Source organism: Catenulispora sp. EB89, from assembly GCF_041261445.1.
In the GTDB taxonomy this organism is placed as follows: Bacteria; Actinomycetota; Actinomycetes; order Streptomycetales; family Catenulisporaceae; genus Catenulispora.
Map to the genome: position 1 here is coordinate 73,957 of NZ_JBGCCU010000034.1, position 19,320 is coordinate 93,276.

General features: G+C 72.2%; 18 protein-coding genes. 7 read left to right on the forward strand and 11 right to left on the reverse strand.

The window, feature by feature from the left end:
• Positions 1 to 190 precede the first annotated feature (190 nt).
• The gene (locus ABH920_RS44285; RefSeq protein WP_370355346.1) at positions 191 to 847 is read left to right on the forward strand and encodes a MerR family transcriptional regulator; all 657 of its coding nucleotides are present in this window, start codon (positions 191 to 193) and stop codon (positions 845 to 847) included.
• A gap of 82 nt (positions 848 to 929) precedes the next feature.
• Complete coding sequence (locus tag ABH920_RS44290; protein WP_370355347.1) at positions 930 to 1,655, forward strand: vancomycin high temperature exclusion protein; 726 nt, start codon at positions 930 to 932, stop codon at positions 1,653 to 1,655.
• Here ABH920_RS44290 and ABH920_RS44295 read toward each other — a convergent pair.
• Positions 1,630 to 2,451: a class I SAM-dependent methyltransferase gene (locus ABH920_RS44295; RefSeq protein WP_370355348.1), complete on the reverse strand. Its 822-nt coding sequence runs from the start codon at positions 2,449 to 2,451 to the stop codon at positions 1,630 to 1,632. The genes ABH920_RS44290 and ABH920_RS44295 overlap by 26 nt on opposite strands.
• A gap of 50 nt (positions 2,452 to 2,501) precedes the next feature.
• Here ABH920_RS44295 and ABH920_RS44300 point away from each other — a divergent pair, with 50 nt between their 5' ends.
• Positions 2,502 to 2,852 (forward strand): VOC family protein, encoded by a 351-nt coding sequence (locus tag ABH920_RS44300; RefSeq protein ID WP_370355349.1) that lies wholly within the window; start codon positions 2,502 to 2,504, stop codon positions 2,850 to 2,852.
• 14 nt (positions 2,853 to 2,866) lie between these two features.
• Here ABH920_RS44300 and ABH920_RS44305 read toward each other — a convergent pair whose 3' ends face one another.
• Positions 2,867 to 3,370, reverse strand: a complete 504-nt coding sequence (locus ABH920_RS44305) for a low molecular weight protein-tyrosine-phosphatase (RefSeq protein WP_370355350.1) — start codon at positions 3,368 to 3,370, stop codon at positions 2,867 to 2,869.
• Between the two features lie 123 nt (positions 3,371 to 3,493).
• Positions 3,494 to 4,234 (reverse strand): SDR family NAD(P)-dependent oxidoreductase, encoded by a 741-nt coding sequence (locus tag ABH920_RS44310; protein ID WP_370355351.1) that lies wholly within the window; start codon positions 4,232 to 4,234, stop codon positions 3,494 to 3,496.
• Between the two features lie 122 nt (positions 4,235 to 4,356).
• Here ABH920_RS44310 and ABH920_RS44315 point away from each other — a divergent pair, with 122 nt between their 5' ends.
• Together ABH920_RS44315 and ABH920_RS44320 are read left to right on the forward strand one after the other, a co-directional pair.
• On the forward strand, positions 4,357 to 4,683 hold the full coding sequence (locus ABH920_RS44315; protein WP_370355352.1) for a YciI family protein: 327 nt from the start codon (positions 4,357 to 4,359) through the stop codon (positions 4,681 to 4,683).
• Positions 4,680 to 5,942, forward strand: coding sequence for an RNA polymerase sigma factor (locus ABH920_RS44320; RefSeq protein ID WP_370355353.1), 1,263 nt, complete (start codon positions 4,680 to 4,682; stop codon positions 5,940 to 5,942). Before ABH920_RS44315 ends, ABH920_RS44320 begins: the two co-directional genes overlap by 4 nt.
• Before the next feature lie 42 nt (positions 5,943 to 5,984).
• On the opposite strand, the gene ABH920_RS44325 is transcribed toward ABH920_RS44320, so the two are convergent.
• Together ABH920_RS44325 and ABH920_RS44330 are read right to left on the reverse strand one after the other, a co-directional pair.
• A complete protein-coding gene (locus tag ABH920_RS44325) occupies positions 5,985 to 6,623 on the reverse strand; it encodes a hypothetical protein (protein WP_370355354.1) in 639 nt (212 codons plus the stop codon).
• 13 nt (positions 6,624 to 6,636) lie between these two features.
• Positions 6,637 to 7,689 carry a sigma-70 family RNA polymerase sigma factor gene (locus ABH920_RS44330; RefSeq protein WP_370355355.1) on the reverse strand — a complete coding sequence of 351 codons (1,053 nt, stop codon included), beginning with the start codon at positions 7,687 to 7,689 and terminating at the stop codon, positions 6,637 to 6,639.
• A 186-nt stretch (positions 7,690 to 7,875) separates the two neighbouring features.
• On the opposite strand from ABH920_RS44330, the gene ABH920_RS44335 reads away from it, so the two are divergent.
• Positions 7,876 to 9,306, forward strand: a complete 1,431-nt coding sequence (locus ABH920_RS44335) for an MFS transporter (protein WP_370355356.1) — start codon at positions 7,876 to 7,878, stop codon at positions 9,304 to 9,306.
• A 124-nt stretch (positions 9,307 to 9,430) separates the two neighbouring features.
• On the opposite strand, the gene ABH920_RS44340 is transcribed toward ABH920_RS44335, so the two are convergent.
• The 6 genes from ABH920_RS44340 to eccCa form a co-directional block, all read right to left on the reverse strand.
• Complete coding sequence (locus ABH920_RS44340; RefSeq protein ID WP_370355357.1) at positions 9,431 to 10,468, reverse strand: hypothetical protein; 1,038 nt, start codon at positions 10,466 to 10,468, stop codon at positions 9,431 to 9,433.
• A 90-nt stretch (positions 10,469 to 10,558) separates the two neighbouring features.
• The gene (locus ABH920_RS44345) at positions 10,559 to 11,938 is read right to left on the reverse strand and encodes a hypothetical protein (protein ID WP_370355358.1); all 1,380 of its coding nucleotides are present in this window, start codon (positions 11,936 to 11,938) and stop codon (positions 10,559 to 10,561) included.
• A gap of 3 nt (positions 11,939 to 11,941) precedes the next feature.
• Positions 11,942 to 12,715, reverse strand: a complete 774-nt coding sequence (locus ABH920_RS44350) for a hypothetical protein (protein ID WP_370355359.1) — start codon at positions 12,713 to 12,715, stop codon at positions 11,942 to 11,944.
• Positions 12,716 to 12,856: 141 nt separating this feature from the next.
• On the reverse strand, positions 12,857 to 13,159 hold the full coding sequence (locus ABH920_RS44355; RefSeq protein WP_370355360.1) for a WXG100 family type VII secretion target: 303 nt from the start codon (positions 13,157 to 13,159) through the stop codon (positions 12,857 to 12,859).
• 40 nt (positions 13,160 to 13,199) lie between these two features.
• The gene (locus ABH920_RS44360) at positions 13,200 to 13,550 is read right to left on the reverse strand and encodes a WXG100 family type VII secretion target (RefSeq protein ID WP_370355361.1); all 351 of its coding nucleotides are present in this window, start codon (positions 13,548 to 13,550) and stop codon (positions 13,200 to 13,202) included.
• 280 nt (positions 13,551 to 13,830) lie between these two features.
• Positions 13,831 to 17,832 carry a type VII secretion protein EccCa gene (gene eccCa / locus ABH920_RS44365; protein ID WP_370355362.1) on the reverse strand — a complete coding sequence of 1,334 codons (4,002 nt, stop codon included), beginning with the start codon at positions 17,830 to 17,832 and terminating at the stop codon, positions 13,831 to 13,833.
• A gap of 185 nt (positions 17,833 to 18,017) precedes the next feature.
• Here eccCa and ABH920_RS44370 point away from each other — a divergent pair, with 185 nt between their 5' ends.
• On the forward strand, positions 18,018 to 19,298 hold the full coding sequence (locus tag ABH920_RS44370) for a hypothetical protein (protein WP_370355363.1): 1,281 nt from the start codon (positions 18,018 to 18,020) through the stop codon (positions 19,296 to 19,298).
• The last annotated feature ends 22 nt before the right edge of the window (positions 19,299 to 19,320 follow it).

Sequence of the window (19,320 nt, forward strand, 5' to 3'; positions counted from 1 at the left end):
GGCGAGCCGAGACCGTGGCCCGGACGGCCTACGTCGGCCGCCGACGGCCGCGGCGCCGATCGGCACCGGCGAATCGGGTTTGCGGAGACTGATCGACGTCAAGGAATCCGGGCGAGGGATCTTTCTTTCCCGACAACACGGATCGGCGTGGGTTCCCTCACTGGGGCTCTTCAAGCGGAAGGCCAAGCACATGACCGGGACGGGCGCTGCGAGCGGGAGCGGGTTCCCGCGCGCGGTCGGACCGGGCGACCTGCCGGCCGCCCCCGCGCGGCGGCCGGACGCCCCGCCGGCCGGCTACCGCGGGCCGACGGCCTGCGCCGCGGCCGGGATCACCTACCGCCAGCTGGACTACTGGGCCCGCACCGGCCTGGTCGAGCCCTCGATCCGGTCCGCCACGGGCTCCGGGTCGCAGCGGCTGTACGGCTTCCGCGACATCATCGCGCTGAAGATCGTCAAGCGCCTGCTGGACACCGGGGTCTCGCTGCAGAACATCCGCATCGCGGTCGGCTACCTGCGCGCCCGCGGCGAGGCCGACCTGGCCGGCGTCACCCTGATGAGCGACGGCGCGAGCGTCTACGAGTGCACGTCCCCGGACGAGGTCTTCGACCTGGTGCAGGGCGGCCAGGGGGTGTTCGGGATCGCCGTGGACGCGGTGTGCCGCGAGGTCGAGGGGACGCTGAGGCAGTTCCCGGGCGCCGGCGAGGACGTCGCGGGCGGTGCTGGCGCGGGATCCGGCGCTGGATCCGGCGCGAGTGTCGCCGGCACCGGTACAGCTCCGGGAGACCAGGACGACGCGTCGCAGGCCGTGGACGAACTGGCCCGGCGGCGGCGGATAAAGGCGGTCTGAGACCGGTGACCCCCGGGTTTTCCCGGACCGGCGCGGCGCCGATCCGGCGGAACCGCGGTCCACGGCCCGGCGTCTACTGCACGTGACCCGAATTCCGCTGCGCCGGTGGCTGTCCCAGCGCGTGCCCCGGACCCGAAAGAGCCAGCGCCGGCTGTACCAGGCCGCGGTGCTCGCCGTGGTGCTGCTGTTCGCGCCGGTGACCGCCGTGCGGGCCTACGCGTCCCCCTATCAGCGCACCGCGGCCTCGGTGCCCTACGAGCCGGTCGCGATCGTGTTCGGCGCGGGTGCTCCCAACGGCCGGCCGACGCCGTACCTGGCGCGGCGCCTGGACGTCGCCCTGGATCTGTACCAGCGCGGCAAGGTGACCGTGATCCTGGTGACCGGCGACAACTCGCACCCCGGCTACGACGAGCCGACCGTGATGCGCGACTACCTGGTGGCCCGGGGCGTGCCGACGGCGCGGATCGTGCGCGACTTCGCGGGGTTCGACACCTGGGCCTCGTGCGCGCGGGCCAAGAAGATCTTCGGGGTCGATCACGCCACGCTGGTGACGCAGGACTTCCACATGCCGCGCGCGCTGCTGCTGTGCCGCGCGGCGGGGATCGACGGGTACGGGGTCCCCGACACCGGCGAGTCCGTGGACGGCGAGAACGAGCTGGTCCACGACTCGGCGCGGGAGGTGCTGGCCGGGATCAAGGCCTGGGGGCAGGCCGTGTTCCAGCCGGATCCGGTGCTGGGGAAGAAGGAGACCGGCGTGGCGAACGCGCTGGCGGCGGCGGGCGTCAAAGCCGCTGCGCTGTTGCGATGAGGATGTTGTAGGAGAAGGGGACGGTGTCCTCGGGCGTGATCGACTCGCGAAGGGCGTCGCGGAAGACGTCGCGAAGACGCGCCATCGCGGCCTCGTCGAGCGGCTCGAAGTCGTAGAGGCTGGAGATGCCGGCCCACACCTGCTCGAACGGGCCGCCCAGATCGAGGGTCACCTTCTCGAACACCGCCGGGGCGAAGCCGGCCGGGCTCAGGATCTCGTCGAGCCCGTCGCGGCTGCGCGTCCTCCGGTCGCCCAGCCGTGGCATCCGCTCGGCCTCGGGGACCTGCTCGATCTCCTCGGTGGCCAGCGCGCGGAACCGGTCGTAGGCCTCGCCGAGCAGCACGCCGTCGCCGACCACGAACGCCAGGACCCCGCCCGGTGTCAGGACCCGGGCCACCTCCGCCGCGACCTGCTCGATGTCGGCCATCAGCATCAGCGCCATGTGGCAGACGCAGGCGTCGAAGCCGCCGTCGGGGAAGGGGAGCGCCTGGGCCCGCGCCACTTCGAGCGTGGTGCCGGACAGCGCCGGGCGTTCGCGGGCGAGCGCCAGGGTCTCCGGGGAAAGGTCCACCCCGGCGAGCCGCCGACCGCTCTCCCCGGCCAGGAGTTCGAGCAGGAAGCCGTCGCCGCAGCCGAGGTCCAGGACGCGCTCGCGGCCGGCCACCCGGTCGCGCAGGAGCTCGTAGCTGGACCGGCCCTCCGGGTCGCGGGCGTGGCCGAGCCATTCCGAGGTCACCGCCGGGTGCTCGGCGTGGAACGCGTGGAGGAACGCTTCTTGCGATGCGGCACTCGTCATATCAACAGCCTACGGATGCCGGAGGTCGTACGGCGGACTAGCGTCGAGGCATGATCACAGGTACTCACGCGATCCTCTACAGCACCGACGCGGAGGCCGACCGGGCCTTCCTGCGGGACGTGCTCGACTTCCCGTACGTGGACGCCGGCGGCGGCTGGCTCATCTTCCAGCTGCCGCCGGCCGAGCTCGGTGTGCACCCGGCCGAGGGTCCGCCAGCCAGCGAGCTTTACCTGATGTGCGACGACCTGGACGCGACGCTGGCCGTGCTGGCGGCCCGGGGCGTGCACTCGGTGGGGGAGCGGGACGAGGCGCGGTGGGGGGTGCGGGCGTGGATCCCGCTGCCGAGCGGGACGCGGCTCGGGTTGTACGAGCCGCGGCATCCGGTGGCGCGGGGGCTGTGATCAGCGGGCGTTCTTCAGCCGGCGCTTTTCAGCCCGTGCCGGATCTCGTCCAGGATTCCCGGGACCGCGCGCTCGATCAGGTCCAGGACGTGCTCGAAGGCTTCGTCGTCCGCGTAGTAGGGGTCCGGCACGTCCAGGTCCGGACCGGCCGAGGGGTCGAAAGAGCGCAAAAGTCGGATCTTGTCCCGGTCCTGCTCGTCGCGCGCCAGGGCGCGCAGGTCCCGCAGGTGGTCGGCGTCCAGGGCGATGACGAGGTCGTAGTCGTCGAACCAGCCGCGCTGGAACTTGCGGGCGGCGTGGTCGGAGGTGAAGCCGTGGCGCCGCAGGGTGCGGACCGTGCGCCGGTCGGCGGCGTCCCCGGCGTGCCAGCCGCCGGTGCCGGAGCTGTCGACGATCGCCTTCAGGCCCTCGTCCTCGATGTACCTGCGCAGCACGTGCTCGGCCATGGGGGAGCGGCAGATGTTGCCGGTGCAGACGAAGGTCACGCGGTACGGGCCGCGGGCAGTGGTGTCGGACATGTGATCGATTCTCTCCGGTTCCGGGGGCTGCGGGGAATCGGGGGTTCGGAACGGTCTGAACGTCCGTTTGGGGATGTCATCGGGTACTTGAGCGATGAATCGGTAAAGCGGCAGCTCAGTGCGCTACCTCGGCATCTTCCGCCAGACCGCCTGCGGAACGAGCCGCGCGACGAAGTACGCGGGCCGCAGGGCACCCGGGACCCAGACCCGGATACGGCGCTTACGCAGGGCTTTCACCACCGCGTCGGCGACTTGGTCGGGCGTGCTGGACAGCGGCGCGGGGCTCATGCCCTCGGTCATGCGGCCGATGACGAAGCCGGAGCGGACCAGCAGGAGATGGACGCCGGTGCCGTGCAGCCGGTCGCCGAGGCCGCTGGCGAAGCCGTCCAGGCCGGCCTTGGCCGAGCCGTAGACGTAGTTCGCGCGGCGCACGCGCAGACCCGCGACCGAGGAGAAGACCACCAGGTCGCCCCGGCCCTGGGCCTGCAGCAGGGTGGCCAGCACGGTCAGGACGCTGATCTGTGCGACGTAGTCGGTGTGCACGACCTGCACGGCGTGCGCCGGATCGCGCTCGGCGAGCTCCTGGTCGCCGAGGATGCCGAAGGCCACGACCACGACGCCGACCGGCCCGGCGTCGGCGAAGATCTTGGTCAACAGCTCCGGATGCGCGGCGACCGCGTCGGCGTCGAACTCGACCCGGTGGATCTCCCGGGCCCCGGCCGACCCCAGCCGCGCCTCCTCGACCGCCAGCTCGTCGCTGCGCCGCGCGGCCAGGACCACGGTCCGCCCCGCCGCCAGCCGCTCGGCGACCTTGAGGCCGATCTCGCTGCGTCCGCCGAGCAGGAGCACGGCGCCTTCTGTCATCGCACCCGGATTCACGGTCGCTCAGTCTGCCAGGTGCGTGTCGGATCCGGGCGCGGCCGTTCGTGGTAAGGGTGAGCGGCAGCCCGTGAGGGGCGCCGACGACGTACAGGAGTTGGTCTGAGATGCAGTATCTGGTTTCCGTGCTCTTCGATGCTCCGGGGCGGGCCACCGAGGAGGAGGACGCGGCGATCGACGTGTTCAACGCCAAGCTGATCGCGGACGGGCACTGGGTCTTCGCCGGCGGGCTCGGCGAGCCGGTGAGTGCGACGGTGATCGACAACCGGGGCGCGGGGGACCCGATCTTCAGCGACGGGCCTTATGTCGAGTCGAAGGAGTTCCTGGCCGGGTTCTGGATCATCGAGGCGGAGGATCTGGACGTGGCGCTCAAGCTCGCCGCCGAGGGGTCGAAGGCGTGCAACCGGCGGGTCGAGGTGCGGCCGTTCCTGTGAGCGAGAGCGGAACCGGCGCTGACCGCGACGTCAGCGAGGCCGTCACCCGCGCGCACCACGAGGAGTGGGCGCGGGTGGTCGCCACCATGACCTGGCGCTTCGGCGACCTCGACGTCGCCGAGGAGGCGGCGGCTGAGGCGTTCGCGGCGGCGGTCGAGCACTGGCCGGCCGAGGGCGTGCCGCCGAACCCCGGCGGCTGGCTGACCACCACCGCGCAGCGCAGGGCCATCGACCGGATCCGCCGCGAGAGCAAGCGGGGCGACAAGCAGAGGGAGGCTCAGATGGTTCAGATACTCGCGTACGACGACTCACCCGAGCCGTTGGGCGCCATCGACGACGAACGGCTCCGCCTGATCTTCACCTGCTGCCACCCGGCGCTCGCCGAGGAGACCCGGGTCGCGCTGACGCTGCGCATGGTCGGCGGCCTGACCGTCGCGGAGATCGCGCGCGGCTTCCTGGTGCAGGAGAGCGCGATGGGGCAGCGGATCACCCGCGCGAAGGCGAAGATCAAGGCGGCGCGCATCCCGTACCGGGTGCCGTCGGAGGAGGACCTGCCGGCGCGGGTGTCAGGCGTCCTGTCGGTGCTGTTCCTGGTCTTCAACGAGGGCTACCTGGCGACCGGCCCGGACACCGACCCGGTCCGCCACGAGCTGACGGCCGAGGCGATCCGGCTGGCACGCCTGATCCGTACCCTGCTCCCGCAGGACGGCGAGGCGGCCGGGCTGCTGGCGTTGATGCTGCTCATCGAGGCCCGCCGCACCGCCCGCGTCTCCGGCAACGGCGAGCTGGTCGCGCTGGACGAGCAGGACCGCGGCGCCTGGGACCGGGCGCTCATCGCCGAGGGGCACCAGCTGGTGCGCGAGCGCCTGGCCACCGGCAAGGCCCCGGGCCGCTACCAGATTCTGGCGGCGATCAACGCGGTGCACACCTCAGCCCGCGACGTCCGCGACACCGACTGGTCGCAGGTCGTGGCACTCTACGACCTGCTGGCCCGCCTGGACCCCTCGCCGATCGTCACCTTGAACCGCGCGATCGCGGTCGCCGAAGTCGACGGCCCGGAGGTCGGCCTGGCCGCGGTCGACCGCCTCGCCGAGCGCCTGGCGGGCTACCACGCCTACCACGCGGCGCGCGCCGACCTGCTGCGGCGGGTCGGACGGAGCGGGGAGTCGCGCGCGGCTTACGACCGCGCGATCGAGCTGGCGGGGAACACTGCGGAGCGGGCGTATCTGGCGCGGCGGCGGGATCAGTTGGCGGGGTGACGGTTGGCGCTCAACGCCGCCCCGACCGCGATCAGGTCTGACTCAACCCTGCTCAGCCCACCCGCGCCCCAAAGCCAGCCGCCCCTCCCGATGCGCCGCCCGCCGCTCAGCCGCCCACCGCGCGACCGCCCCCGCAGACTCCGCGAGCGGCCGGCCGGTCGTGTCGAACACCGGCGACTCCCAGCGCGGATCGTCCGAGGCCCAGCCGGTCCACCGCTGCCATGCCATCTCCGGCCAGCTGCCCTCGACGATCACGTCCGGCCGGTACCGCGGATCCCGTGCGTGCTCCCGGTGCCACGCCGCCCAGCCACAGAACGCGTCGAGCGCCGCCTCGTCCCAGCGCCCGGCGTCGCGCGCGGCGAGGCGTTCGCGGCGCTCCCGGTCGGCGACGTCGATCAGGCAGACCGCGATCCCGTCCAGCAACGGTGCCGACGGCGCGGCCAGGATCTCGCCGAGTGGTGAGTTCCCCGACAGCACCAGGTCGGTCCCGCGCTCCTGGTACTCCAGTGCGCGCTGGATCCAGTGCTCGGTCATCTCGTTGCGCCAGTGCGGGGGGATCGGCGGGTCCGGGACGCCGATCTCGTCGAACTCGTGCACCACGGCGCCGGGCAGCAGGTCGGCCACCGCGCACGAGAGCGTCGTCTTGCCCGCCCCGCTGGAGCCGGTCAGTACCAGCAGCATCAGGCGTCCAGCATCAGTCGTCGATCTCCAGCTCCATCGCCAGTCCCGCCACCGCCACCAGGCCCGGTGTCCGGAACGTCGACACCCGCGCGATCCGGTCGCCGCGCATCGTCAGTACCTGGATCGACTCCGCGCCCAGGATGCGGTCGTCGTCGCCGGAGTAGACCGCGAAGGCGGGCTGGTTGTTGGCGGTGATCGGGATCATCTCGCGGTGTTTGCCGTGCATGCCGAGGCGGTGGGTCAGGAGCCGGCGCACCATCGTCGCGCCCTGGAACCACATCGGCTGCGGCGGCATCTCGTAGATCGCGTCGTCGGTCAGCAGCTGCATCAGCGTGTCGACGTCGGCCTCGACGAACGCCCGGGCCCAGCGGTCCAGGATCGCGCGCTGCTCGGCTTCGGTCGGCTCGGCGACCTCCTCGACGTCCGGCGCCACTTCCGCCAGGCGGGCGCGGGCCCGCTTGAGCAGGCTGTTCACCGCCGTCACCGTGAGCTCCAGCAGTGCCGCCACCTCCGCGGCGCGCCAGCCGAGGACGTCGCGCAGGATCAGCACCGCGCGCTGCCGGGGCGGGAGGTACTGCAGGGCCGCGACCAGGGCCAGGCGCAGGCCCGCGCGGGCCGCGACGACCGAGGCCGGGTCCGCGCCGGCCACGGCGGAGATGCCGACGGGGCCGGCGACGCCGGGTGTGCCGGTCGTCAGGACCGCGTCCGGGAAGGGCTGCAGCCAGGTGATCTCCGGCGGGACCGGGCTCAGGTCGCCCTCGGGGTCGGTGTGCGGGGCGCCGATGCCGGCCGGCAGGGGACGGCGCGCGCGGTGCTCCAGGGCGGTCAGGCAGGCGTTGGTCGCGATGCGGTACAGCCAGGTGCGTAGCGAGGCGCGGCCCTCGAAGCCCTCGTAGGAGCGCCAGGCCCGCAGGTACGTCTCCTGGACCAGGTCCTCGGCGTCGTGGATGGAGCCCAGCATGCGGTAGCAGTGCGCCAGGATCTCCGGGCGGAAGGGGTCGGCCAGCCGGACGAAGTCCTCCTCGACCCGCATGTCGCTCCCCGCCGTCGCTTGGTTCGTCACCATGGTCGTCGCACTCTCCCGGCGCCTCAAGATTGGCACGTTCGTGCCCTCGGCGGTACCGACTTCGCCCGACGCCGGAAGTGGGCGCTCGCGGCGCGACCAATCCGGGCCGCGGCGGGGGTCAGAACCGGCATGGGTACCACAGTGGGCACAGACCGAAAGCCAGTGGGCACGGACCGGAAGCCGCCGATGACGGCCGCGCAGCGTTGGGTCCTGACGCTGACCTCGCTGGCCGCCTTCATGATCGCGCTGGACGGCACCATCGTCACCACCGCGCTGACCACCATCCGCAGATCGCTGCACACCTCCGTCGAAGCGCTGGAGTGGACCGTCAGCGCCTACATCCTCACCTTCGCCGTCCTGATGCTCACCGCCTCGGCGCTCGGCGACCGCTTCGGCCGCCGCCGGGTCTTCGTCGCGGGCCTGGCGCTGTTCACCGCGGCCTCGGCCGCCTGCGGCCTGTCCTCGACCGTCGCGGAGCTGATCACGGCGCGCGCCGTGCAGGGCGTGGGCGCGGCGGTCATCATGCCGCTGGCGATCGCGCAGCTCGGGGCGGCGTTCCCGCCCCGGGAGCGGGGCCGCGCGATGGGCGTCTCGGCCGGCATCATCGGCCTGGCCACGGCCGGCGGCCCGTTCGTCGGCGGCGTGGTGGCGCAGGGACTGGCCTGGCAGTGGCTGTTCTGGGTCAACGTCCCGGTCGGAGTGCTGGTCATCGCCGGGGTGCTGCTGAAGATGAGCGAGTCCCGCGGCCCGCAGGCACGGCTGGACCTGGTCGGCGTCGTGCTCACCACCGGCGGCGTGTTGGGCCTGGTGTGGGCGCTGGTGCGGGGCAACGACGCGGGCTGGCTGTCGGCCGAGACGCTGGGCGCCACGGCCGCCGGGGTGGTGCTGATGGTCGGCTTCGTCCTGTGGGAGCGGCGCTCGCCGGCGCCGATGGTCCCGATGGGCTTCTTCAAGGCCCGGGCGTTCTCGGCGGGCAACGTCGCGAGCTTCACGATGACCGCCTCGATGTACGCGCAGCTGTACTTCCTGGCGCAGTACTACCAGACCGTCCTGCACTACGGCCCGTTCGGCGCGGGGGTCCGGATGATGCCGTTCACGGCGACGCTGCTGGTGTTCGGCCCGTTGTCCGGGCGGCTGGCGGACCGGTTCGGCGAGCGGCGGCTGGTGGCCGGCGGGCTGACGCTGCAGGCGCTCGGGCTGGCCGCGATCGGCGTGCTGGCGGGACGGCATGTCGGCTACCCGGCGATGGTGCCGGCGCTGGTCGTCAGCGGGGCCGGGGTGTCCACGGCGATCCCGCCGACGCAGAAGGCGGTGGTCAGTTCGGTGCAGCCGCAGCAGATCGGGCAGGCCTCGGGTGCTTTCAGCATGCTGCGGCAGTTCGGGGCGCTGTTCGGCACGGCGGTGTCGGTCGCGGTGTTCGCGGGTTCGGGGAGCTACGCGACGGTGGCGAGCTTCACGCACGGGTTCACCGCGGCGATGGAGACTGCTGCCGGGCTCGCGGTGGTCGGGGCGGTGGCGGGACTGCTGCTGCCGAGGCTGCGTCGCGCGGGGGCCGGTGCGGCGTCGGCTGCCGCTGCTGCCGCAGAGCCGGAACCGGAAGCTGTCGCGGCACGCTGAGCGGGTGCCCCCACACCAGAAAACGGTTGTGGCCGGTCCGAACCCCCGGACCGGCCACAACCGTCGGCGACATCGGCGATACCCGCGCCGTGCGCCCGCGCAAAGGCGCCAGGCGATAGCCCCCTTACTGCCCGCCGCCCTGCGCAGCCTGCGAATACCCTTCGTACTGCGTCATCTCGCGGTCGTACCGCGTGGTCAGCCCGTGGCCGTACGCGTCCCAGAACGTCATCCGCTGGCCGTGCACCGTGGTGTGGGTGTTGCCGTAGACGGTCTGGTCGTAGTTGATGCGGGCGTCGTGGAACGCCTGCTGGAACTGGTCCGGCGTCATCTGCTGCAGGGCCGTCATGTTGTCCGCCGACACCGAGTTCGCCGAGGTCACCGGGGTGTCGCCGGTGGCCATCGAGTTCAGGATCGCGCGGGTGCCGCCGATGCCGCGCATGTGGGCGCTGGAGGCGATGGCGGCGCGGATGCCGGGGTCGGTGAAGTCCTGGGCGCCGGCCTGGTCGGCGTGCTGGCTGAGCAGGTTCGCGACCACCGCCTGCTCCTCGGGGCTGCCCTGGCCGTACTGGTTGCGGGCGGCCATGATCTGGTCGTAGCCGTTGTGGCTGCTCTGCCGGAAGCCGTAGACCTCGGGGACGCCGCCCTGGTTGCCGCTGGCGCCTTCGGAGTGCATCAGGCCCGTGACGAAGCCGTTCGGCAGGGTCTGGTGCGTGCCGGCCGCGGCGGTCGTGGCCGCCGCGGCCGGCACGGTCGGGGTGTGGGCCGGGGTGGCCGCGGGGGTGACAGGGTGCTGTGCGGCGGGCTGCGCCTGGCCGTTGGTCTGGCCGCCGTTCAGCGACAGGCTCTTGTAGCTGTCGGCGGTCTTCTGGTCCAGTGCGTTGTAGTCCTTCAGCACCGTGTTGATCGCTCCGGTGAGCGTCTCGATGAAGCTGACGACCTTGCCCAGGCTGCCGGTCAGCTGGCTGTGCAGGCTGTTGTTGGCGCTGCCGACCGCCGAGCCGATGCCGGCGAAGCTCATGATGTCCAGGACCAGGGTCTCGATCTCGCCGACGACCGAATGCGAGCCCCCGGTCACGGACTGGAGCTGGGATATCGCCGTCTGCACTCCGGGCGTGGAGACGGTGAACGGCGGGAGCGAGCTGCTCCCGATCTGGCTGGTCATGAACGCTCCCTGTCGAGGTTGGGATGAGGATGCCGGCGGTCGGATCCGACCGCCGGTGGCCGCCGCACAGGCGGCGGCCACCGGCCGTGGCTACAGATCGCCGCCGATGACACCGGGGGAGACCGGGGCGCTGGCGCCCCAGACGTCCTCGGTCTCGACCAGCCACGCCGGGATGCGCCGGTTGGCGTCGCCGCCCATGCCGCCGCCGGCCATGCCGCTCATCGGCATCATCGGCATCATTCCGCCGCGGCTCGCGGCGGCCGCCGCCGCGCCGCCGGCGCCCAGCACGCCGCCGCCGAAGTCGTTGGCCACCTGGGCTTCCGTGGCGGTGAGGTTCTTCGCCGCGTCGGCTGCCGCGTTGGCCGCGGACGGGTCCGCGGTGACGCCCTTGATCGAGCCGATGCCGCCGGCGCCCCCGCCGCCGCCGCCGAACTTGCCGGCCAGGTAGCGCGAGCCGAGCACCCCGGCGGCGTCCACCGCGGCGTGCTTGGAGGCGTCGTCCTTCGTGCCGTTCGGGTTCGCGACGGGCGTCAGGCGCCCGGTGATCGGGGTGTTGCCGTTGAGCTGGGTGTTCAGCTGGGAGTTGTTCTGCCCGCCGAGCATCCAGTTCTGCCCGGCGGTGCCGGAGGTGGCGAACTTGCCGCCGGCTGCCGCCGCGGCCGCCGCCAGGCCGACCGTGAACATGTCGCCGAACAGCGATTGCGAGCCCTGGTTCTGCTGGCCCGGAGCCGTGGGCTGCCCGGGAACCTGGTTCTGGGTGTTCGTCGTGGTGTCGGTCAGCAGGATCGGGACGCCGTTGCTGTTCAGCTGCACCGGGGTGGCGTTGGGCGCGAGCCCGATGGGCTGGCCGGCGCCGTTCACCGACGGGGTGGCGCCGCCGGGGGTCGGGGGGAAGCGGTTCTGGGCGACCACGTAGCTGTCGGCCAGGGTCCGCATCACCGCCACCGCCTGCGCGTGCGCGGCGTTGGACGCGCTGACCGCGGCCTGCTGCGCCTGCACCGCCGACACCGCGCGGGCCTGGTCGGCCTGCATCTGCGCGGCCGCGGCCGGCGAGGTGGTGGCGTCGATCGGCAGCGGGGTGGTGGCCAGCGCCAGCGTGGTCGGCGGGATCACCGGCACGTCGACCGCGGCCGGCATCGCCGCCCGCGCCGCGGTCAGCGAGTCGACCGCGTCGTAGGTCAGGTCCCGCATCTGCAGCGAGGTGTCGGCGACCTTGCGCAGGCCGGTGACCAGGTCGGTCACCATCCGCTTGTACTCGTCGGAGGCGGTACCGGACCACTCGCCGTCGAAGTGCCGCAGCCGGCCCTCCAGGTTCGAGGCCTGCTCGTGCAGCATCTTGCCGGTGGCGTCCCAGGTCTGGGCCTGGGTGGTGCCGGAGGCGGGGTCGCTCTCGAACAGCATCTGCGACAGCTGCGGCAGCGTGTACTGGGAGAAGTCGGTGACTCCGTCGGAAGTCGGAGACGTGGGCATGGGTCACGAACCTCCTTGCGGAGAGCCGGGGAAGGCGGCGGTCCAGGGGGCTTCCTGGCCCGGGGCCGGCGGCGGCGTCCACAGCGAGGAGTCGGAGCCGCCGCTGTCGAAGGAGTCGTCGAACGTCTGGCCGCCGGAGGTGGTGCCGGCCGGCGGCGCCTGGTTCGCGTTCGCCTTGGACTTGCCGACGACGCCGAGCAGCGCACCGCCCAGCAACGCGCCGGCGACCGGCACCGCCGTCAGCGGCGTGCCGGGGAAGGGTCCGCTGGTGTTCTGGTTCGGGACCCAGTTGGGATTGGTCTGCGTGGACACCGGGGTCGCGATGACCTGGTTGCCCTGGTTGTTCTGCGTCGGGTCGCTGTACGGCGGGTACTGCTGGTTCTGGTTCTGCCCGCCGTACGGGTCCCCGCCGCCCCACGGGCCGGACACCGGGCCGCCGCCGTACGTGTTCTGCGGCGGGCCGCCGAGGCCGTAGGCGATGTCCTCGTCGGCGTTCCGGTAGTTGTCGGCCACCGTGCCGGTGACGTCGCCGGCGAACGCGACCGCCTGTTTGACCTGCCCGAGCAGATTGAACATCTCCTCGATGGCGGCCTGTTCGCCGGCACCCAGAGACCAGGCCTCGTGGAAGGCGCCGTACTGCGGTGGCGTCCCGGACATGGTGGCGAGATGGTCCATCGGGGCCTGAAGGCTCTGGATCTGCGTCGTGAACTCGTCGGCGAAATCAGTCAGCGACTTCAGGTGGATGGAGAAGGACTGTTCGGGCGAGGGCTCGGACATCGCTCACAGCTCCTGGTGGATTGGTCGGGGCTGGTGGAACCGGACCCGGCCGCCGAGGCGGCCGGTGCCGTGGGCACGGCCGGCGGGAGGGGGGTCCCGCCGGGGTTGGGGGGGGGTGCGCCGTGCCCGACGGCGGTCCAGTCAGGCGAAGTAGCCCGTCATGGTCTGCTCGGCCGAGTACTGCAGGTCGTGGGCCTCGGTGACCTTGGCCGAGAACTGGTTGATGGTGGCGATGATGTCGTTCGTCGCCGCGCGCAGCTTGGTCTCGGCCTGGTCGGCCGCGACACCGGCGGAGGAGCCGGACTCGACCCAGGTCTGCTTCATCGGCTGGAGGTTGCGGAGCAGTTCCTCCAGCGCCGAGGTGAGAGCGGCGGCCTTCGTGGACAGCGAGCCCGCGCTGGCCTGCAGGGCGCCGAAGTTGACGCTGATCTGGTCTGCGGTCATTGCCTTGATCCCTTCAGGAAGTCGGTGTGGTGCGGGAAGCTCAGACGCCGCCGAGGCGGGACAGCACGCTGTTGCTGTTGCCGGCGCTGCTGGCGACCTGGCGCAGGGTGTCGGACACCGTCTGGTCGCTGGCGCCGTAGGTCTGGAAGCTCTTGTTCACCAGGTCGGACATGACGTCGATCTCGCGCGAGGCGACCGTCATCTGCTCCTGCAGCTCGGTGTGCAGGTTCCAGAACGCGATGGCCTGGTTGCCCTGGTACTGGGCCAGGGTCGAGGTCAGGTCGTTCTCCAGGTCGGACATGGTCTTCTTCGCGTTAGCGGCGCACTCCGAAAAGCCCTGGATCGCCTGCGTCATCGCAGCGGCGTCACTCAGGAAACCGGGACCGGCCACGAGGGCCACCTCCTTCTGTCTGGGAACCCGTGGTTGGGGGTGGCCGGAGCATCCTCCGGCCGATAACCGATACGTTAGGGAATCTGTGCACTACCACCACACGGCACAACTGCCGGTCGCAGCGACGGCACAAGTACCCACGCAGCTATGTGCTTGTGACGCGCAGCGTCTCCACAACGGGTGGTGGTGGGAGACGGGCGGGGGCGGGACCGTCAGCACTCTTATCCGCTGCCGGAACCACGCCGCTCATTCGCCTTCTGTTCAGTTCTGCTCAGTGCCGTTACTTGGCCGGCGGCGTCCAGGCCACCTGGGCCTGCCCCGGCGCCGAGCGCCGGTGCACCAGGATCCCGCGCCCGGGCGGCTGCGGCCCGGCCTTGGTGGTGCCCAGCAGCGGCCCCTCGTCCTTGCTCCCGGACATCACCAGGCCCGGGGAGCCGAGCTCGCGCATCCGCTGCAGCACCGGCTCGAACAGACCGCGTCCGGCACCGCCGGCGCCGCGCGCGACCACCAGGTGCAGGCCGATGTCGCGGGCCTGCGCCAGGTACTCCAGCAGCGGCTGCAGCGGGTTGCGGCCCGGGATGGCGACCAGCTCGTAGTCGTCGACGAGCACGAACAGGTGCGGGCCCTTCCACCAGCTGCGGTCGCGCAGCTGCTCGGGGGTGACCTCCGGGCCCGGCAGCCGGCGGCGCATGGCCTCGGCGAGGTTGCCGACCAAGTCCACGGCGGCCGGTTCGGCGGCGGCGTAGCCGAGCAGGTGCTCGCCGGTGACGGCGTCCAACATCCCGCGCCGGTAGTCGATGACCGCGATCGCGGCCTGCTCGGGGGTGTAGTCGGCCATGATGCCGGCCGCGATGGTGCGCATCAGGCCGCTCTTGCCGCTCTCCACGTCGCCGAAGGCGATGAAGTGCGGGTCGGCGTCGAAGTCCGCGTACACCGGCTGCAGGTCGGCCTCGGAGATCCCGAACGGGACCGCGCGGCCCTTGCGCGGCGTCGGCAGCAGCGCCCTGACCTCGGCCGGCGCGATCTCCGCCGGGAGCATCCGGACCTGCGGCGCGGCCGGTCCGGTCCAGGCCGCGGCGATCCGCTGGACCAGGTCCGCGGTGCCGGCGCCGACGGTCTCAGCGGAGGTCCCGCCGTCGATCCGGGGCAGCGCGGCCAGGAAGTGCAGCTTGTCCGGCGTCAGCCCGCGCCCCGGCCGCCCGGCCGGGACGTTGTTCGCCGCCCGGCGGTCGATCAGCGACTCGCCGGGGTCGCCCAGGCGCAGCTCCAGCCGGGTGCCGATGATGTCGCGCATGGCCGGGCGCACGGTCATCGCGCGGCCGTTGGTGATGATCACGTGGATGCCGAAGCCCAGACCGCGCTGGGCGATCGCGGTGATCGGCTCCTCCAGCGCCTCGTAGTCCGCGCGCAGCGTGGTCCAGTCGTCGATGACCAGGAAGACGTCGCCGAAGGCCCGGCCGTCCAGGGCGTGGGCGGCCAGTTCCGCGCGCCGGGCCCGGAACGCCGCCGCCGAGTCCACCGCGGCCTGCGCGAACAGCTGCTCGCGCTCGGCCAGCAGCGCGGTCAGCTCGCCGACGATGCGGCGCACGCGTTCCCCGTCGCGCCGGGTGGCGTACCCGCCGACGTGCGGCAGGCCGCTGACCGTGGACAGCGCGCCGCCGCCGGTGTCCAGGATGAAGAACTGGACCTCCTCCGGCGTGTGCGTCAGCGCCAGCGAGCTGATCAGGGTCCGGACCATCGTGCTCTTGCCGCTCTGCGGGCCGCCGACGATCATCGCGTGCCCGGCGGCCCCGGACAGGTCCACCCACAGCAGGTCCCGGCGCTGCTCGAACGGCTTGTCCACGAGCGCCAGCGGCACCGTGAGCCGGCCCAGGCCGCCCCAGCCGGCCGGGCACAGCCCGCGCGCCGGATCGACGGCCAGGTTGGTCAAGATGGCGTCCAGCGACACCGGCTCGTCCAGCGGCGGCAGCCAGATCTGGTGCGCCGCCGGGCCCTTGCCCACCAGAGCGGCCACCATCGCGTCCATGATGCTGGGCCCGCCGCCGCCGGCCGCCGGGGTCAGCAGCTCGGCCGGGTCCGGTTCGGCGGTCGGCGGCGGGGCCGCGTTGTCGACCACCCGCTCCAGAGTGAACGGCAGGATCCGGCGGTGCGCGCTGCCGGAGGAGCCGCGGCGGCGGGCCGGCATGGGCCCGGAGACGTAGGCCGCCTTGAACCGCAGCAGCGTCTCGGTGTCGGTCTTCAGGTACGCCGACCCCGGGACCGACGGCAGGTGGTAGGCGTCCGGGACGCCGAGCACCGCGCGGCTCTCGGCCGCCGAGAACGTGCGCAGACCGACCCGGTACGACAGGTGCGCGTCCAGTCCGCGCAGCCGGCCCTCCTCAAGACGCTGCGAGGCCAGCAGCAGGTGGATCGCCAGCGACCGGCCCAGCCGGCCGATCATCACGAACAGGTCGATCATCTCCGGCCGGTTCGACAGCAGCTCGCTGAACTCGTCGATGATGACCAGCAGCGCCGGCAGCGGCTCCAGGTCCGCGCCCTTGGCCCGGGCCCGCTCGTAGTCGCGGACCGAGGCGTAGTTGCCCTTCTCCCGCAGCAGCTCCTGGCGCCGCAGCACCTCGCCGTTGATGGCGTCGGCCATGCGGTCGACCAGGGTCAGCTCCTCGGACAGGTTGGTGATGACCGCGCACACGTGCGGCAGCCCGGCCATGCCGGCGAACGTCGCGCCGCCCTTGAAGTCGACCAGCGCCAGGTTCAGCGTCTCGGAGGAGTGGGTGGCCACCAGACCGGCCACCAGGGTGCGCAGCAGCTCGCTCTTGCCGGAGCCGGTCGCGCCGATCACCAGGCCGTGCGGCCCCATCCCGTCCTCGGCCGCCTCCTTCAGGTCCATCTCCAGCGGCCGGCCCTCCGGGTCCAGGCCGATCGGCACCCGCAGCCGGTCCCGCGCCGAGCGCGGCAGCCAGCTGCGGGCCACGTCCAGCTCTTCGGGGTCGCCGATGCCCAGCAGCTCCGGCAGGCCGAAGTTCGCCGACATCGGAGAGGCCGCGGCGGTCGGCGCACCCTGGTACGTCCCGGCCAGCCGGCGCGCCAGCGCCTCGGCGGTGGCGGCGTCCAGCCCGTCCGGGTGCCCCAGGAACTCCAGGTGCCGGTCCTTGCCCTCGCCGACGACCATGCCCATGCGCTCGCCGCCGACGTGCAGCCGGCCCTGGAACGGCCGGGGGATCGGGGAGGGCTCGGGGCCCGCCAGGTCGATGATCGTCACGCCCTGCAGCCCGGACAGCGGCGCCAGCGTGGTGTCGCCGAAGGTCCGGCCGCCGTCCACGATCACCAGCAGGTGCGGGTTCTCGGTGCCCGCGCCGCGCCCGGAGCCGAAGGACGGCCGCGTCCCCAGGTCGCTGCCCAGCAGCTCGGCCAGCGTCCCCAGGTCGCCGGCGGCCAGCCGGGCCGGGCCGACCGCGTCGGAGTTCGCCGCCGGCGCCTGCGCGTGCGGCAGCCACTTGGTCCAGTCCCAGGTGGCGCGGCTGTTGTCGGCCAGGCACAGCGCGATCTTGAGGTCCTCCGGCGAGTGGAACGTGGTCAGCTGCGCGATCAGGGCCCGGACCAGCGGCACGGTGCTGTCGCGGTCGCCGCTGACCGAGACCGAGGCGAACGCCCGCAGCGACAGCGCCACCGGCAGGTCCGGCACCGTCATGTAGGTGCGGATGAACTGCCGCAGCGAGGCCGAGGACACCGGGTCCAGATCCTCCAGCGGGGCGGTCTGCGGCGCGCGCAGCGGGGTCGCCAGGCGCTGCGGGCCGCGGCCGACCCGGGCGTGCCCGAAGTCGTCGTCGGTCCGGCGCCGCTCCCAGGCCCGGCCCTGCGCCACCCGCAGCCACAGGTCGGCCGGCTCCGGGCGGGTGACGGTCAGCGTCGCGCGCTGCGCGGCCGCCACGTCCCGCACCTGGCCGCGCAGGGACGCCAGGTACCGGTGGTAGTCCCGGCGCTCGTTGTTGATCTGTGCCTTCTTCTGGGCGCTGCCGCGGGTGAGCGACATCAGGATCATGCCGATCATGGTGCTGCCGTAGAGGGCGCCGAAGACATATGTCATCGCACCGCCCTTGCCGCCCATCGAGGAGAACGACATGACGCCCATCCCGAGCATCATCGGCAGCATGAACATCAGCTGGTTGAGTCCCGAGCCCGAGCCCTTGGCCAGGACCGGCGGAGCCTGCAGCTGGATCTCCCCGTTCGGCGAACCCGCACCCCGGCGGTCGGTTCGCGCGGGCGGGGTCAGGGTCGTCGGCATCACCGCTAGGTCACTCCCGCAATCCTTGGTCTTCTCAAGATGCGCGCTCAATGTACGGGCACGGGGGCTAAGGACAGGTGGGTACTTTTGCCGTCCACCAGCTCCGGGCCGCCGTTCTAGCCTGAAGCTCGATCATCGACGACCCTTGTGACTTCCACCCCCGACTACCAGGCAGGCGGTGCGACATGTTCGTGATACCGAACTCCAGCGCTATGGACGCCACCGCGATGGGCGGCGGCCCCGGCACCTTCGTGGCCCAGATAGCGACCGGCTCCCCGGAGAGCATCGAGAAGCTCGTTGCCCAGCGTCTCAAGCAGGCTGAGCAGTTCCTCTCGCTGATCAACCAGGCGCGGACCGCGACCCAGAACCTGGAGAAGGCCTGGGGCGGGCAGGCCTCGCAGACCGCGGTCAAGAAGTTCACGGACACCCTGAACTCCTTCGAGCAGATCGTCAAGGTCATCCAGGTCTCCTCGGACCTGCTGACCACCTCCAGCACCCTGATCAAGGCCGCCCAGACCGGGTACACCAGCGTGGTCAACGCGGTGAACCCGGCGGTCCAGTCGCTGGCCTCGAACTGGTGGACCTACTGGGCCGCGGTCTCGCTGTCCACCTCGGTCAGCGCCGCGCTGCGCGCCTTCATCAACGGCATCGAGGCCATGCTCTCCGCGCTCGGCGGCGGCCAGCTGATGCAGGAGGTCACCACGGTCATCAAGATCATCGGTGACATCGAGAAGCTGATCAGCTCCGGCTCGCACGGCAACCAGGTCCCGCCGTCGGGGGCCCTGTCCGGTCCGTCCAGCACCGGCTCCACCAACCAGCTCAAGGCCCCGCCGCAGATCGCCAGCACCACCGGGCAGAACGTGGCCAACAGCGGCGGGCAGGACCCGGCGCTGGCGCAGACCATGAGCCAGTACCAGCAGAAGCTGAACAGCGGCATCGGCACGCAGTTCCAGAACGGCGGCTCGCAGAACGGCAGCGGGCAGAACGGCATGCCCAGCGGGGGCGGCGTCCCGTACACCCCGCCGCAGGTGCCGGTCGGCAACGGTGCGACGATCCCGGGCCAGAACCAGACCCAGAACGGCCAGTTCCCGAACACCCAGATCCCGAACACGCAGATCCCGAACCTGAACCAGTTCCCGCAGGGCCAGTACCCGACCAACGCCCAGTACCAGTACCCGCCGCAGCAGTCGGTGGGCAACGGCCAGAACAGCGGCTGGAACGCGGTCAACCCGCCGGCCAACTCCGACACCCCGGTGGTCGCGCACCCCACGACCCCGACCACGCCGACCACGCCGACGACCCCGAGCACCCCGGCCACCCCGGCCGGCGACATCACCGTCACCACCACGTACGACGGTGTCAGCACCACCGTGACAATGCCGGTCGGAACGCAGACGGATGTCACTCTGGTGGACCCGACGAATGGCAGCCAGGTGCACGAGCACATCTCGGCCGGCGTTTCCTGACAATTCACAGAACAGGCCGTGG